This window comes from Melittangium boletus DSM 14713, assembly GCF_002305855.1.
GTDB lineage: Bacteria > Myxococcota > Myxococcia > Myxococcales > Myxococcaceae > Cystobacter > Cystobacter boletus.
Window position 1 is genome coordinate 7868647 of the sequence record NZ_CP022163.1, and the last position, 14466, is coordinate 7883112.

At 68.5% G+C, this 14466-nt stretch carries 13 protein-coding genes; 2 read left to right on the top strand and 11 right to left on the bottom strand.

From position 1 onward, the window contains the following. Nucleotides 1-85: 85 nt before the first annotated feature. From MEBOL_RS32650 to MEBOL_RS32695, 11 genes are all read right to left on the bottom strand, one after another. Nucleotides 86-661, bottom strand: coding sequence for a hypothetical protein (locus MEBOL_RS32650; RefSeq protein WP_095981105.1), 576 nt, complete (start codon nucleotides 659-661; stop codon nucleotides 86-88). A gap of 39 nt (nucleotides 662-700) precedes the next feature. Beyond that, on the bottom strand, nucleotides 701-2023 hold the full coding sequence (locus tag MEBOL_RS32655; RefSeq protein WP_095981106.1) for an HD-GYP domain-containing protein: 1323 nt from the start codon (nucleotides 2021-2023) through the stop codon (nucleotides 701-703). Between the two features lie 5 nt (nucleotides 2024-2028). Then, nucleotides 2029-3792 carry a HEAT repeat domain-containing protein gene (locus tag MEBOL_RS32660; protein WP_095981107.1) on the bottom strand — a complete coding sequence of 588 codons (1764 nt, stop codon included), beginning with the start codon at nucleotides 3790-3792 and terminating at the stop codon, nucleotides 2029-2031. 161 nt (nucleotides 3793-3953) lie between these two features. Then, a complete protein-coding gene (locus tag MEBOL_RS41525; RefSeq protein WP_157823802.1) occupies nucleotides 3954-4187 on the bottom strand; it encodes a hypothetical protein in 234 nt (77 codons plus the stop codon). Nucleotides 4188-4286: 99 nt separating this feature from the next. Beyond that, entirely contained in the window at nucleotides 4287-6710 is a 2424-nt protein-coding gene (locus MEBOL_RS32665) for an OPT family oligopeptide transporter (protein ID WP_245919028.1), read from the bottom strand. A 45-nt stretch (nucleotides 6711-6755) separates the two neighbouring features. Beyond that, nucleotides 6756-7646: an RNA polymerase factor sigma-32 gene (locus MEBOL_RS32670; RefSeq protein ID WP_095981109.1), complete on the bottom strand. Its 891-nt coding sequence runs from the start codon at nucleotides 7644-7646 to the stop codon at nucleotides 6756-6758. A gap of 393 nt (nucleotides 7647-8039) precedes the next feature. Then, nucleotides 8040-10064, bottom strand: coding sequence for a transglutaminase TgpA family protein (locus MEBOL_RS32675; RefSeq protein WP_095981110.1), 2025 nt, complete (start codon nucleotides 10062-10064; stop codon nucleotides 8040-8042). After that, nucleotides 10061-10993, bottom strand: coding sequence for a DUF58 domain-containing protein (locus MEBOL_RS32680; protein WP_425437656.1), 933 nt, complete (start codon nucleotides 10991-10993; stop codon nucleotides 10061-10063). Before MEBOL_RS32680 ends, MEBOL_RS32675 begins: the two co-directional genes overlap by 4 nt. 35 nt (nucleotides 10994-11028) lie before the next feature. Further along, the gene (locus MEBOL_RS32685; protein ID WP_095981112.1) at nucleotides 11029-12015 is read right to left on the bottom strand and encodes an AAA family ATPase; all 987 of its coding nucleotides are present in this window, start codon (nucleotides 12013-12015) and stop codon (nucleotides 11029-11031) included. 197 nt (nucleotides 12016-12212) lie between these two features. Beyond that, complete coding sequence (locus MEBOL_RS32690; protein WP_095981113.1) at nucleotides 12213-12539, bottom strand: STAS domain-containing protein; 327 nt, start codon at nucleotides 12537-12539, stop codon at nucleotides 12213-12215. A gap of 204 nt (nucleotides 12540-12743) precedes the next feature. After that, nucleotides 12744-13460, bottom strand: coding sequence for a lytic transglycosylase domain-containing protein (locus tag MEBOL_RS32695; protein WP_095981114.1), 717 nt, complete (start codon nucleotides 13458-13460; stop codon nucleotides 12744-12746). 269 nt (nucleotides 13461-13729) lie between these two features. On the opposite strand from MEBOL_RS32695, the gene MEBOL_RS41530 reads away from it, so the two are divergent. Both MEBOL_RS41530 and MEBOL_RS32700 read left to right on the top strand, forming a co-directional pair. Continuing rightward, on the top strand, nucleotides 13730-13888 hold the full coding sequence (locus tag MEBOL_RS41530) for a lmo0937 family membrane protein (RefSeq protein ID WP_157823803.1): 159 nt from the start codon (nucleotides 13730-13732) through the stop codon (nucleotides 13886-13888). After that, nucleotides 13885-14445, top strand: a complete 561-nt coding sequence (locus MEBOL_RS32700) for a hypothetical protein (protein WP_095981115.1) — start codon at nucleotides 13885-13887, stop codon at nucleotides 14443-14445. The genes MEBOL_RS41530 and MEBOL_RS32700 overlap by 4 nt, the downstream gene beginning before the upstream one ends. Nucleotides 14446-14466 lie beyond the last annotated feature (21 nt).

The following is a 14466-nucleotide window of genomic DNA, read 5'->3' on the forward strand; positions in this document are numbered from 1 at the left end:
CGGGGTGTTGTGAATAGATCTGCCTTGCCGCATCGAGCACCTGTTGCCTCGTGGCATTCGCCGTGCCTTGGCCGTAGGGAATGATCTACCGCCATGCATTGGTGAATGATTGGTGTTCAGCGGAGGTCACCGCGATCGCGAGCATCTTTCCCGCATCCTGCCCCATCAATCCCGCGAAACGCTGCTCAATCAAATGGTGAGCGCGAAGCCTCGTCCCCTGGCGGACGCTTCGTAGTCGCCCATACGGTTTGATTCCAAATTCGGCCGCCCGCGAGAGATTCCCAAAGCTGAGCGCAGCGCCCCTTGCGGCAAGCTCGACTGGCTTATACATGGGCGATAGGGCCGTGGCGTTCTCCCCCAATGCCTTCAGCGTATCCGCCATCCCCTGGTAATACTGGTCGCTGATTCGTTCTTGAGCTTCCTCGAGTTCGTCAGAGCCGAAATTGACCGGCACCGGAATCCCTGGCGCGCGCTCCTGGAAGAAGGCTCGTCGGGCCGCGGGCGGCATCTCCGAGAGTTCGCCCGCAGTGAGATGCTCTGGAGTGGGTGGGGCTGATCCGGAGCCGCCAGCGTCGTCGCTGGCGGACGCCATCCGAGACAAGAGTACCCACAGCAGGACGAGACACGTGGCGAGCGCGCGTACGAAAGGGGTGCCCATCATGAGCGGTCGCCCGTCTCTCCTCGACAATGCTTGTAGAGGCTACAGCCCGCCCAGGGTCATGGACTGCTGCCGGCGGCTGAGCACCTTGACGGGCTGGATGGCCATGACGCGCATGAAGACCTGGAGCAGTTCCGGATCGAACTTGTTGCGCATCTCCGTCCACATGAGCATCAGTGCCACCTCCGGGCCGTACGCCTCTCGGTAGGGGCGCTTGGAGGTGAGCGCGTCATACGCCGTGCAGATGGCGATGATCTTCGCGTAGGTCCCCAGGTTCGTCTTGGGGATGATCATCTGGATGTCTCCCCGCGCGTCCCGCACCGCCGTGCCGAAGTCCGCCTTGTGCTCGAACGTCGTCACCACGCGCAGGAGCGTGGAGCGCGAGAATCCCTTCTCCATGAGGATGTTGCGGATGGAGATGAGCGGCGCCTTCTGGATGAGCGTCTTCTCCTCCGCGCTCAGCGCGCCCCGCTTGGTGGCCAGCTCCTCGGGAATGGTGGCCATGCCCGCGTCATGGAAGAGCGCGATGTAGCCCAGGTCGCGCAGCTGGGGCTTGGTCAGGCCCAGCTCCTGGCCAAACACGATGCTCATCAGGCACACGTTCACCTGGTGGTACACGAGATAGTCCATCTCGCGCTTCATCGTCGTCATGCCCAGGAAGTGCGTCTTCTGCTCGAAGGAGATGTCCACGAAGTCCTGCACCAGCCGCAGGGCCCTCGAGGTGTTCAGCGGTTTGCCCGCCTGCACGGACTCCAGGTACTTGGTGAGGAAGTACACCGCCCGGGCGTAGACCGTCATCGCGTACTTCTTGCGGTCCACCTTCTGGTTGTTCTTGTCCTCGCTCTCGTCCTTGCTCATCTTCTCGCGCAGGCGCGAGAACTTGGCCACCTTCATGTTGAGCAGCTTGCGGCCCGCCAGCCCATCCTCCTCGGCCGTGCCCGTCTGCTCCTTGCTGAAGATCCAGATGAAGTTCTTGAGCTCCGGCACGGTGATGGCGCGCGTGAGCGAGATGCCTCCCACGTCCTTGGCGCGCATCTCCCCGAGCAGGTAGCGCTGGTTGTCGATGGAGTTGAGGTCCACCTTCACCAGCATGTTGTTGAGGTAGAAGGACTCCTTGACGCCCACCAACTCCAGACGGCCTTCCTTGGAGATGATCTGGTTGATGACGTCCTGCAATTGCAGCAGCGGCTTCTCGAAGACCGCGTTCTCCGGGTCGTACATCTTCACCGAGCGGATGAGCATGTACAGGCCGGAGACGAGCCCGCGCGCGAGCGTCTGCAACTTCTCCGAGTAGGCCCGGCCCACCTCGTTCAGGTTCTCGCCCGCCGTCTGTGCTTGAGCCTGGACCTTCAGGTTGTCCGCCATTGTTCTCAGGCCTCCTCGCCGGGGCTGGTCTCACCGAACAGCGTCTTCTTCGTCTGGTACATCGCCTTGCGCGCCGCGGTCAGCACCTCGACGGGCTGATTCTTGTCTTCCACCACGCCCTGCAACGCCTTGAAGGAGGGGATGGAGCACGCGCCCGCCAGGCCCGCCACCGCCAGCAGCTTGTCCTCCAGCACCTTCTTCTTGGTGAGCAGCGTGGGCTTCACCGCGAGCGTTTGCAGCATCAGCGACACGGCGCCCGGCAGGGCCGTGGAGCCCAGGGACGCGTAGTACGCCGCGCGCTCGTCGAAGGACTTCTTGTCGAAGCCCGGGTCGCGGATCATCCGCACGAGGTCCACGTAGGCCTTGTCCCGGTCGAACTCGGGCAGGAGCCGCGCCGCGAGCATGCGCACCTGGGCGGCTGGATCATTGAGCGCCTCCACGATGAGCTTGCGCGCCTCCTGGGTGCGGCCCCGGGCGATGATGTTCATCACCTCCAGCTTCACCGCGAGGTTCTTGTTGAGCATCACCAGACCAAACATCTTCACCCGGTCCGGATGGTTGCTCTTCTCCAGGATGTAGACCATGTCGCGCACGGTCTGCGGCCGATCCGACTCCAGCCGCTGCACGAAGGGGTGGGGGTTGTCCTGGGCGAAGCGCGCGAGCGCATCGCACATCAGCAGCCGGTTCTCGGGGATCTCGATCGTCTCCAGCGCGTTGAGCAGGGTGAAGACGGCCGCGGGATCCAACGCCTGCAGATAGCGCGTGATGTCCGGCGGATGCTTGGGCCGCGTCGTCTTGAGCGCTTCCGCCAGGCGCATCACCCGCTGTTCGTCTCCCATCTTCGAGGTGAAGTAGGACACCAGCTGGGTCAGGTCGCTCCCGGTGTTGCGCTGCGCCAGGGCTCGCAGCTTGAGCACCATCTGGTTGATGGTGCCGTAGTCGTCCTGGATGAGCATGGCGTCCAGGAGCTGTACGAAGACCTCCTCGAGCAACGCCATGTCATCCACGCCCCCCTCGATGACCAGGAAGATGGCGCTCACCAGCTTGGGGAACAGCCGGGTACCCTCCTCCTCGGAGATCTCCCGCTGCAGCCGGGCCTTGAGCTCGTCCGAGGCGTAGTTGCCCGCCACCACCAGGCCGCGCACCTGCTCCACGCCGTCGAGCTTGGAGTCCAGGTCCTCCGCGTTCAGACGCGCGAAGCGCAGGAAGTCCTCCGAGCCCGTCTTGAGGCGCGAGTAGAGGTAGCCCACCACCCGATCCACCTCGACCTCGACCTCCTCGTCGCTCACCTCGTCCATCCGGAAGCCCTCGACCACCACGTATTCGAGGTTTTCCAGACCCGAGCGCCACAGCTGCGACAGCACGTCCTCGGCGCCGCGCTCGGGCTCGGACAGGGCGATGAGGGTGAACGTCACCAGTTCGTCGAGGGACAGGTCCGGGCGGAGGATGAGCTGGCGGATGCCATCCCGGAAGAACTTGTAGGGCAGGGGCGTGTCCTCGGTGAAGAGGGGCTCGCCCTGGAACATGAAGTTCTGCTGCTCGACCTTGATGTACAGCGGGCCGTGTTTCTCCGTGTGCGCCCGGAGGGCCTCGTGCGTCCGGCCGAGGAACTCGGGGAATTTCGCCTCGTTGTGCCGGTACATGCCGATCTGCTTGATGCCCTTGAGCAACTGGAAGGCGAAGTTGCGCGCGGACTCCACCCGCTCCTGGACGGCGGGATCCACCCCGGAGTCCGGGGCAGCGGTGCTGTCGCTCTGTACCTGGGCCATGAAATCCTTGAGGCTGCGGGGCGGGGGTGGGGGGACATCCAGTGTACCCCGATTCTTCCCGTCAAGCCTCTCTCCCGAGTGGGGTCCAGCGGGGTAACGCCGTCCGCTCTTCCCGGGAAAACAGGTTCTTGTTCCACCCTGGGTGAGGAGGGTTTACTCCCTCAGGGGGGTTCCCGGCTCAGGCGATGAGGGGCGGAAGGAGCGGGGGCAGGGGGAGGGAAGGGCGGGCAGTTTGATGGGGGGGAGGGGTGGGGCAGCAGCAGGCCCATCATGGGAGGGGGCTGCTTCTCGAGTGGCGTGGCGTCCGATGCGCCCAGGCCGAGTGACAGCGCGAGCGTCGCGCCCGGAATCAGGCGCTTCAACAACCGCACACCATTGGGGGAGTGGATCGACATGGAACGCTCCTGGATAGGGGCCGCGGGGTGTTCGATCATTGAAATCGAAGGGAGAGCGGGAAGACATGAGACCCGGGTACGTTCCGAATGTCGGGTCCCCTATGGCTTCTCGGCGGGAGTCCGCACGCCGTGCATGCCCCTCAAGGCCGCGACGAGCAGCAGCAGGGTGAGGGCGGTGAAGAGGCCCAGTCCCCAGGCATCGGACTCCTGGAACATGCGCGCGAGGGGCGTGTCCCCCAGCCGGCTGGGAATGTCCATCGCCCGCGTCCAGGCGCCGTCGCTGGCGATCTCCAGGAAGGCGATGAGCACCCCCGCGATGGCGCCTCCCGCGATGTAGCCCGAGGACAGGAGGCTGCCCGGGGAGAAGTCGGACTCGCTGGCGCTGCCTCCGCGGAGGCGATCCACGAGGTAGCGCACCATGCCTCCCACGAAGATGGGCGCGCTGCTGGACAGGGGCAGGTACACCCCCACGGCGAAGGGGAGCGAGGACACGCCGCACAACTCCAACATCAGCGCGATGAAGACGCCCACCAGCACCAGATCCCACGGCAGTTTGTGCGTGAGGATGCCATCGATGATGAGGGCGAAGAGCTGCGCCTTGGGCGCGGGGTAGCGGGTGAGGGGTTGGCCCGCGTAGGTGGTGATGCGGCCGCCGATGCCGGGGTCCACCACGTACTGAATGGTGCCCGCCTCATCCACCAGGTACGTGCCCGTGGGCACGGGGGTCTCCGCCCCCCGGACGTGCCCCACGCGCCAGGTGCGCTCCGGGCCCTGTCTCACCGCGCCCAGCTCCGACACCTTCACCCCCTCGCCCGAGGGCAGGCGCACGTCCGTGTTCGCCACGTCCTCCACGCGCAGCGCGTTCCAGCTCCGCAGCTCCCAACCGTTGGGCGCCGCGCCCAGCTCCAGCCCCTGCTTCCACAAGGGGCCCTTGAGTTGCTCGACGGTCACGCCTCGCGCCGCCAGCGTCTGATCGGACACCGCCCACGGGTAGAGGTGCTGCGTGCGGGTCTCTCCGCTCAGGTCGCTCACCTGTTGGCCTGGGTGGGACTCGGGGAGGATGGCCGTGGCGCCCCGGTTGAGCACCACCAACACCCCGCCGATGAAGAGGGAGCTGGTGAGCACCCCCACGAAGAGCGCCACCTGCTGGCTCCTCGGCGTGCCTCCCACCAGGAACGCCGTCTTGAGATCCTGCGCCGTGGTGCCCCCGTTGGACGCCGCGATGCCCACGATGGCCGCCGTGGTCAACGCCATGAAGCGGTCCTCGGCGCTCGTCCATCCGAGCAGCAGGTACACCAGGCACGTGAACAGCAACGTCGCCACCACCATGCCGGAGATGGGGTTGGACGAGGAGCCGATCTCTCCGGTGACGCGCGCGCTCACCGTCACGAAGAAGAAGCCGCACACGACGATGAGCAGCGCGGACAGCAGGTTGATGTGCAGGGGCGGCGCCAGCCACATGGTCAACACCAGCAGCGCGCTGCCCACCAGCACGAGGCTCATGGGCAGATCCCTCTCGGTGCGCGGCAGCCGCACGGGCGCCGTCCGTCCGCGGCGCGAGGCCAGGAACGTGGAGAGCCCCCGGCGAAAGGCGGTGACGATGGTGGGCAGCGAGCGCACGAGGCTGATGAGCCCGCCCGTGGCCACCGCGCCCGCTCCGATATAGAGCACGTACGCGTCGCGCACCGTGTCGGGATCCATGTCCCGGATGAGCTGCCCATCCGGCCTCAGCAGGGGCTGCTCCAAGCCCGCGCCAATGAAGGAGATGAGCGGAATCAGGATGAGGTAGCTGAGCACTCCGCCCGCGAAGGTGATGCCCGCCACCTTGGGGCCGATGATGTAGCCCACGCCCAGCAGCTCGGGACTCACCTCCATGGACAGCGAGCCGCCCGTGTAGCCCACGCGCTGGCTCACGCCCGCCGCCGTCGTGCGCACCCAGCTCAGGGGCGTGCCCACGATCTCCTTGAACAGGTGCAGCCCCGCGTAGGCGAGTTTGTAGAGGCCTCCCGCCGTGAAGCCCCAGAGCACCGTGCGCGCGTTCGTCCCTCCCTCCTCGCCCGCGATGAGCACGTCCGCCGCGGCGGTTCCCTCGGGGTAGGTGAGCGCGCCGTGCTCCTGGACGATGAGCCCCTCGCGCAGGGGAATCATCATCAACACGCCCAGCACGCCGCCGAGCGCCGACACCAGGAAGGCGTGCACCAGGTCGATGTCGTAGCCGAGCAGCAGCAGCGCCGGCAGCGCCGCCGCCACGCCGAAGGCCAGCGATTCCCCGGCCGAGCCCACCGTCTGCACGATGGTGTTCTCCAGCACGCTCGAGCGGCCCAAGGCGCGGAAGACGGCGATGGACAGCACCGCCACCGGAATGGAGGCCGATACCGTCAGCCCCACCTTCACCGCCAGGAACACCGAGGAGGCCCCGAACACGATGCCCAGCACGGAGCCCAGCAGAAGCCCCCGGAGCGTCAGCTCGGACGGGGACTCGGTGGCGGGGACGTAGGGCTCGTGGGGCGGGGGCGGGCTCACGCCCGCCCTTGTAGCAGACAACCCGGGGGAGGGTGCCCCAAGGGCCTACTGCATGGCCGCGGCGGCGTCGGGGTCCACCTCGGCCATCAGCGCCGCCAGCTCCGACTTGAGCTTGTCCTTGGCGCGGATCTCCAGCTGGCGCGCGCGCTCGCGCGAGAAGCCGAAGTGCTCGCCCAGCTCCTTGAGCGTCATCGGGCGCTCGTTCATCACGCGCTGCTCGATGATGAAGCGCTCGCGGGGATCCAACCGCATGAGCGCCGTGCGCACCCGCGTGTTGATGAGGCCCGCCTCCTCCTTGTCCGCGAACTCGGAGTCCTGCGGCGCGCTGTCGCTCGCCACGAAGTCCACGTGGCTGTTGCCCCCGTCCTCGCCCATGGGCGCGTCCAGCGACAAGTCCCGCCCGCCCATGCGCTGCTCCATCTCGCGCACCTCGGAGGCCTTCACGTTCAGCTTCCGGGCGATCTCATCCACGTTCACCACCGAGCCATCCAGCGTGCCGAACTTCTCCAGTTCACGCCGCGTGCGGGCCAGCGAGAAGAAGAGTTTCCGCTGCGCTTGCGTGGTGCCGAGCTTCACCAGGCTCCAGCTCTTGAGGATGTAGTTCTGGATGTACGCGCGGATCCACCACACCGCGTAGGAGATGAGGCGGATGCCCTTGTCGGGATCGAACTTCTGCACCGCCTTCATCAGGCCGATGTTCCCCTCCTGGATGAGGTCGGACATCTTGATGCCGTAGGAGCGGTACTCGTAGGCGACCTTCACGACGAAGCGAAGGTTGGAGGTCACCAGCCGGTGCCCCGCGGCCAGGTCCGCCTTGAGGAAGCGGCGCGCGAGGGTCTGCTCCTCCTCCACGGAGAGCAGGGAGTACTGGTTGATCTCCGAGAGGTACATCGCCAGCGAGCCCGAGTTGGACGACTGCTCCGTGGTGAGCTGCATGGTGTCTCCCGAGGGCCTCGCCATGGAGGCCGATGAATAGAGGTTGTTCCGCGTTCCAACCAACAACCGGACGCGGGGTGCGTAGAGCAACGTGCGTGCCACACCTTCACGCTGAAATTCATCAGTCCCCACGCACACTTGGCTTGTGGGACAGCCCCTTCCAAGGTGCGCCTCCCGTAAGGCTTACAGGGAGGGAGCGGCTTTCCGGGGCAGCCGAGCCTGTAAGGAGCCGGGTCGTGTCTCCACCTCTCCTTCACTCCTGGGTGATGGGCGTGGGCGGGAACGCGTGTGTCCCCGCCTTCCATGGTGACGGGTAATAAGGACGCGACGCGTTGTCAGCGGAGGTGGGCCCCGCCGCTCCATCCCCTCGGACAGCGAGGAGCGGGGCGGGGGCTAGGAGGCGCGGGCGGTGGGACGTCCGTCGTCGAGTGCCCGCCGCAACTGAGCGAGCAGCCTCGCGCTCTCTCCGGACTGGAGCGGGCGCTGGCCGAAGCGGGCCTCGAGGTAGCGGCGGGTGATGGCCGCCAGGACGGGCGCGAGCGGATGGGCCTCGCCCGACAGCCGCGCCGACACGTCCTCGAGCGTCTCGCCCTCGCGCGGAGGCAGACCCGCGCGCGCGAGCAGGCGCTCCACCGCGTCCACCAGGCGCGTGGCCTCCTGGGCGGGACGCCGGGCGCGGCGCTGGGACAGGGCCCTCACGAGTCCGTAGATGGCCAGTGCCACCCCGGCCGCCGTCACCCACGCGCGCAGGGGCGGCAGGGACGAGCTCGGACGCGGCTGGCCGGAAGCGTCGCGGGGCGGCCGCGACATGCTCCGCACGAAGTCGAGCTGATCCCGGAACGAGTAGTCGACCACGGCCTTGCGCCACAAGGCCTCCACCGACTCGTAGAGGGAAATCATCGTCTCGATGAGCTGCAGGGACTGGTTGGCGCGGAAGGCGGGCGGCGTGGCGTCCACGGTGACGAAGCCGCGGCCGGGCACCAGCACGTGCGTCCACGCATGGGCATCTCCCGCGCGCACCAGGTACTCGTCTCCCACGCGCTCGCCGCCGAAGAAACCCGTGGCGAGCCGCGCCTCGAAGCCCTGGGTGCGCAGCATCAGCGTGAGCGCCGTGGCGAAGTGCTCGCAGTGGCCCGCCTTGCGCACGAAGAGGAAGTCGCGCAGCGGATCCGCCACGTCTCCGCTCAGCTCCAGCGTGTACTCGTACTCGCGCTGCAGCCAGGCGGACAGCTTCTGGGCCGCGGCCAGGGGATCCTTCTCGTCCCCCACCACCCGCCGCGCCAGCTCCTCCATGCGCGGGTCCAGGTTGTCCGGCAGCGCCAGGAGTTGATCCGTCTCCTGCTGGTTCATCCGGCCGGGGTCCGTGTCCGTGCCGGGCGGCACGCTGTAGACCTCGTAGGAATAGCCGAGCCCTTCCTCCACGAAGCGCAGCTCGTCCCCGCCCAGCTCCTGCAACTGGGTGCGCCGGTCGCCCAGGGCGGTATGCGTCAGGGCATTGCCCAGCTTGGCGGGGGTCTCCAGGGCGATGAGCGTGCGGCTGCCGTAGGCGGGCAGCAATTCGATGCGCTGGTACACCTGGTTGTCCGCGCCCGGGCGCAGGGTCACGCGCGTGCGGTGGCGCTTGGTGGACGCGCCAATCGTCGACCATTCCAGGCCATCGAAGGTGTCGTACGTCCGGCCCACCCAATAGGAGGAGAGCTGCTCGGTGCCGGGATCCGGCGAGAGCCGCGCGCGCAGCACGACGCGGGGGTTGCTCTTGAGGGTGCCCGAGCCCCCCAGGCGCACGGTGTCGGAGAAGCCGCTGGTGGCGGTGCCGAGCCCCGGGCTCGCGCGGCGCACCCCCACGTTCCAGTTGAGGCGCGGAATGAGGATGAAGAAGGCCATCGCGCCCAGCATGGCCACGAAGGTGCCCCGGCCCAGCGGACGCATCACCGCGCGCACGGGCACCGGCTCGCCCACGGGTACCGCCGCCTCCACCACCGCGAGGCCCAGCGACAGGCTCGCGAGCACCGCGAAGGTGAGCAGGCACACCGCGAAGAGCAATTCACCGGAGAGCGCCGCGCCACCGGCGATCATCAGCAGGCCCGCGAGCAGCACCTGGCCATCCGTGGCGGGACTGCTCTCCGAGAGCACGCGCTGGGCGGCCACGAGTCCCGCGAAGGAACAGGCCGCGACCACCAGGTCCATCTGCCCCGAGGCCACCGCCAGGTAGAGCACGCCCGCGAGCGGCACGAGCAGCGCCGCCGTCAGGCGCGGGTAGCGGGCGAAGGGCCGCCGGCCCAGCACGCCCATCAACACCGCCACCAGCACCAGCCCGAACGCCCAGAGGGGCACCTGGCCGGACACCGCCATGGAGGCGAAGGCCGCCGCGATGCTCAAGTCCCGGAGCAGCAACCGCAACCGCAGGGGGCGAGTCATGCCGCCTCCTCTTCCCGCTCATCCTCGAAGCCCAGCCACGCCAGGGCCCGCAGCAGGGCGCGCTCCTGCCCACTGCCCGCCCCGGGCCGCAGCCGCTGGCCGGGCAGCTCCAGGCCCACCTCGTGGCCGGCCTCGATGAGCCGGTGGGCCTGCTCGGCCACTTCCTCGCACCGCCGCTCCAGCGCCTCCGCCTCGAGCCCGGAGCGGACCTCGAGGACATAGGTGCGCCGCTCCTCGCGCTCGCGCTCCACCTTGAGGAGCCGGTTGGCCGAGGCGCTCTTGAGCCAATGCACGCGCCGCGCGTCCTCGTGCTCCCCCAGCTCGCGCAGCCCCGCCAGGTCTCCCGTCCCGTCCAGCCGACGGGGACTCGGGGCCTCGCCCACGTGGCTCACCGCGGCATCCTCCGGCGGGCCACACGCGAAGCCTCGCCGCGGGTAGACGAGCAGCGTGCCCGGCAGCTCGAAGACGCGCGTCTTGGCGAACAGGCCCAGCGGCCACGTGGTGGTGACCCGCACGCCCAAGAGCTTCATCGGACCCCGCCGGGGCGCGGTGAGGTCCGCGCGCACCACGTGCTCGGCGCCCGCGGGCAGATAGCCCACGCTGCCCTCTCCGGTGAGCGCGGAGTCCGCCTCGGACAGGGTGAGGGCGAAGGCATGCCCCTCGCGGCGGGTGATGCCCCAGCGGAAGGCGAAGGGCTCGCCCGCGAACGCGCCGTCCACGCCCACGCGCCGCACCGTCAGGTCGCGCAGACACCGCTCGGACAACACGCCGGAGAGGATGATGACGCTCAGCAGCAGGCCCAGCACCAGGTAGAGCAGGTTGTTGCCCGTGTTGAGCGCGCCCAGGCCCACGCCGAACGTCACCACGAGGTAGGTGCGTCCCATGCGCGTCACCTTGAGGGTGCGCGGCGGACGGAGTCTGGCGCGCAGACGGCGCCGCCAGGAGGGAGCCACGGTGCGGGGGCTCACCGGGGCGCCGGGACCTTCCGGGCGACCTCCTCGACGAGGTGCAGCGCCTCATCGCGGGTATAGGCCCCTTGCGTGGCGCTGCGCAGCAGCAGCCGGTGCGCCAGACACGGCCCCAACACCGCCCGGACGTCCCCGGGCGTCACGAAGTCGCGCGCGTCCCAGAGCGCGTGCGCCCGGGCGGCCATGCCCAGCGCCAGCACCGCGCGCGTGGAGGCGCCCCGCTCGATGTCGCCGTGCGCGCGCGTGGCCTGGGCCAGGTGCACCACGTACTCGGCCACGGCGGTGTCCAGGCGCTGCGCGGCCACCTGGGCGCGCAGTCCGGCCAGCTCCTCCGGCGTGCTCACCGCCTCCAGCACCTCCACGGCCGAGGTGGTGTCGCGCTGCTGGGTGAGCAGCCGCGCCTCCACCTCGGGCGCGGGGTGGCCGAGCGACAGGCGCATGAGGAAGCGATCCAACTGGGAATCCGGCAGGGGGTAGGTGCCGGAGAAGTCCACCGGGTTCTGCGTGGCCACCACCGTGAAGGGGCGGGGCAGGGGGTGGGTGGTGCCGTCCAGGGACACCTGCCCCTGGGCCATGGCCTCCAGGAGCGCGGACTGGGTGCGCGGCGGCGCGCGGTTGAGCTCGTCGGCCAGCACGAGCTGCCGGAAGATGGGGCCGGGCCGGAAGGAGAAGGTGCCCGTGGCGGAGTGGAAGACCTGGGCGCCGAGGATGTCGGTGGGCATCAGGTCCGCGGTGAACTGCACGCGCGACAGACTCAGCCCGAAGGAGCGAGCCAGGGCCTCCACGAGCGTGGTCTTCCCCACGCCGGGCACGTCCTCCAACAGCAGGTGTCCTCCGGCCGCCACGCAGGTGACGGCGAGGCGGAGCTCCTTCTCCTTGCCCTGCACGGCGAGCGCGAGGTTGGCGGCCACGCGCTCGAGCGCGGCGCGGGCGGTGGCGGCGGAAGCAAGGGGACTGACGACGGCTCGGGCAGGGGCGTTCATCGGGCGGCTCAGTCTACTCCAGCCCGGCCTGAATCCCCCGGTCGTCTGAGGGCCCCCCACTCGTGCCCGCTCGGAAACGTTGGCCAGCGACACGGCGCTCGCCAGGCCGGCAGGTGAGGCAATCCCGGAGAGAGTCGCGAGGAGGGCATCCAGGGGTGAGGACGCCCGGCTCCTCGAGTGGTTTCAACGGCCCGGAATCAGGCGAGGACTTCTTCCGGCGTGTAGTAGGCGCGCGAGGAGCTGGTGCTCTCCCCGAGGCTCAGTCCGAAGTAGCGGAACATGCGCTGCTGGTGCCGGTCCAGGCCCCGCATCCGCACCTTGTGCTCGACGAGGCCGTGGGTGAGCACCCCCACCGCCGAGTCACGGAACTCCCGCAGGTGGGTGAAGTCCACCACCACTTCCCGCGAGCCCAGCGCGTCCAGCGAGCTGCGCAGCAACCGGGCCGTCTGTCCGTCCAGCGTGCCCGTCAACCGCAGGGTCAAGCATCCCGCGCGCTCTTCCTGGTGAATTTCCAGCCCCACCATGGTTCATCTCTCCATTCTTCCACGCGGCGTCTCTCGGGGAGAACCGGTGCCTGTCGGGGACAACCGGCCCGGAGTGGAACCACCCACCCCGGCGCACAGCAGTGCGCGACGTAAGATGCGTAGGAATTCCGCGAAAGGGCAGTCTCTCGTTCGAGAAACCCGGAGCATTGTCGGCCACTGTGCTCGCGGAGTGTCCGCTACCCATCATCCCGGGCCCTTGGCGACCTTCCGCGAGTCCAGCTGGGTCAGCTCGCGGGTGGTGTTCTGCGTCTTGAGGCGGCGGAACTCGCGCATCACCTTGGCCGGGTAGCCCGCCATGAAGCGCTCGCGGATGTCCGTCTGGGCGAGGATCTTCCGCGCCAGGGTGGGGCCGGCGTTGTAGGCCACCAGGGCGCGCTCGGGCGTGCCGAAGCGCGAGATGAGGTTGGCCAGGTAGGCCGTGCCCAGCTCCACGTTGAGTTCGGAGTCGAACAGATTGGTGCTGCGCTGCAGCTTGAAGCCGGCCTTGTCCGCCAGGTACGTGCCCGTGTCCGGCATCACCTGCATGAGGCCCATGGCGCCCACATGGGACACCGCGTAGTTGTTGAAGGAGCTCTCGGTGCGGATGACCGCCACCACCAGCAGGGGATCCACTCCGTTGGCCCGCGCCTCGCGCACGATGGCCATGGCCAGGCGCCGCTGCTGACGCTCGGGAAGCTGCGAGGCCTGCACCGCGTTGGCGATGCCCAGCACCTCCGCCTCGGCGTACAGCTCCGCCTCGCGCTCCAGCCGCGCCAGGTGATCTTCCTGCTCGGCCAGCTTCGCGCGCAGCTCCCGCATCTCGGAGGTCTTCCCCCCTGGGATGTAGGGCTGGAACGCGTGGGCCACCGAACCGCTCCCCACACCCGCCATCATCATCAGTGCGACCGCCCACGATTTCATGACCGACCTCCCCCTCACGCGCCAGTGAGGCCGCGTGTCCTTCGCGGCAGATGCGTGCCGTTCAAAGCAGTCCACGTGCCACGCGCTAAACCCCTGGAATCACGGGTAGGACTTCGCAGGTAAGACAATCCCTTCCAGAAAAAACGTCTCCTTCATCGCCCGGGAGTCGCGGGTTGGGCCTGTCGAAAAGAGGGGTTGCCCCGGCAGGCGGGGAGCCCCAGCTTTGCGCCCAGTCCCAGGTGTGAGGTGGGTGGAGAGGAGTGGGTGGCGTGTACTGGACGATGAGCGCGATCCTGTTCTTGTTGTGGGTGCTCGGATCGGTGACGGGGTCGACCGAGGGCCATTGGGTTCATCTGTTGCTGATCTTCTCGTTGGTGACCCTGACCCTCGCGCTGGCGCAGCGTGGACGGGGGTCCCTCGCGTCATGAAGGAAGTACCGGCGATCGTCCACGTGGAGCTGCCCCGGGACGCGGGGGGCTTCGTGAGACGGGAGTGCCCGCGGTGCCAGCGGGATTTCAAGACGCGGCCCTGCCGCCATGACGCGAACATCCTGCAGCGCAGGCTCGCGTCGCTCTTTCCGTTCGAGAACGCGCACGAGAGCTTCGACGAGGTGCCCGACTGGTGGTGCCTCTATTGTGGCCACCGGGCAGCGGGGGATGAGTGGCTCACGCCGGCGCAGCAGGCCCACGTGGAGGATCTGGCGCGCTCGTGGGCCAACCACGTGCGCTACGAGCAGCTGGCGCACGTGTCGCGGACCCTGTCGCTCAATCCCCGGCCCACCTTCGTGAGCGTGCCTCCGGCGGCGCTGCCCGGGCCCATGTCGCCGGACTCGGACGATCTGCGGACGCTGCCCCTGGTGTGCTGTGGCGAGGAGGTGAAGGCGCTCTGGGACTGGGAGGGTCCGCTCTTCTGCCCGCGCTGTGGGACCCGGCACGGGGGCTTGAGTGGCCGGCAGCAGGTGCGGCTGGAGTTCATCGAGGAGTAGACGGGCGCGGAGCGAAGAGGG

Bases quoted from the DNA above. Each gene is read 5' to 3' on its own strand.
- MEBOL_RS32650 (WP_095981105.1), bottom strand. From the start codon at position 661: ATGATGGGCACCCCTTTCGTACGCGCGCTCGCCACGTGTCTCGTCCTG.
- MEBOL_RS32655 (WP_095981106.1), bottom strand. From the start codon at position 2,023: ATGGCGGACAACCTGAAGGTCCAGGCTCAAGCACAGACGGCGGGCGAG.
- MEBOL_RS32660 (WP_095981107.1), bottom strand. From the start codon at position 3,792: ATGGCCCAGGTACAGAGCGACAGCACCGCTGCCCCGGACTCCGGGGTG.
- MEBOL_RS41525 (WP_157823802.1), bottom strand. From the start codon at position 4,187: ATGTCGATCCACTCCCCCAATGGTGTGCGGTTGTTGAAGCGCCTGATT.
- MEBOL_RS32670 (WP_095981109.1), bottom strand. From the start codon at position 7,646: ATGCAGCTCACCACGGAGCAGTCGTCCAACTCGGGCTCGCTGGCGATG.
- MEBOL_RS32675 (WP_095981110.1), bottom strand. From the start codon at position 10,064: ATGACTCGCCCCCTGCGGTTGCGGTTGCTGCTCCGGGACTTGAGCATC.
- MEBOL_RS32685 (WP_095981112.1), bottom strand. From the start codon at position 12,015: ATGAACGCCCCTGCCCGAGCCGTCGTCAGTCCCCTTGCTTCCGCCGCC.
- MEBOL_RS32690 (WP_095981113.1), bottom strand. From the start codon at position 12,539: ATGGTGGGGCTGGAAATTCACCAGGAAGAGCGCGCGGGATGCTTGACC.
- MEBOL_RS32695 (WP_095981114.1), bottom strand. From the start codon at position 13,460: ATGAAATCGTGGGCGGTCGCACTGATGATGATGGCGGGTGTGGGGAGC.
- MEBOL_RS32700 (WP_095981115.1), top strand. From the start codon at position 13,885: ATGAAGGAAGTACCGGCGATCGTCCACGTGGAGCTGCCCCGGGACGCG.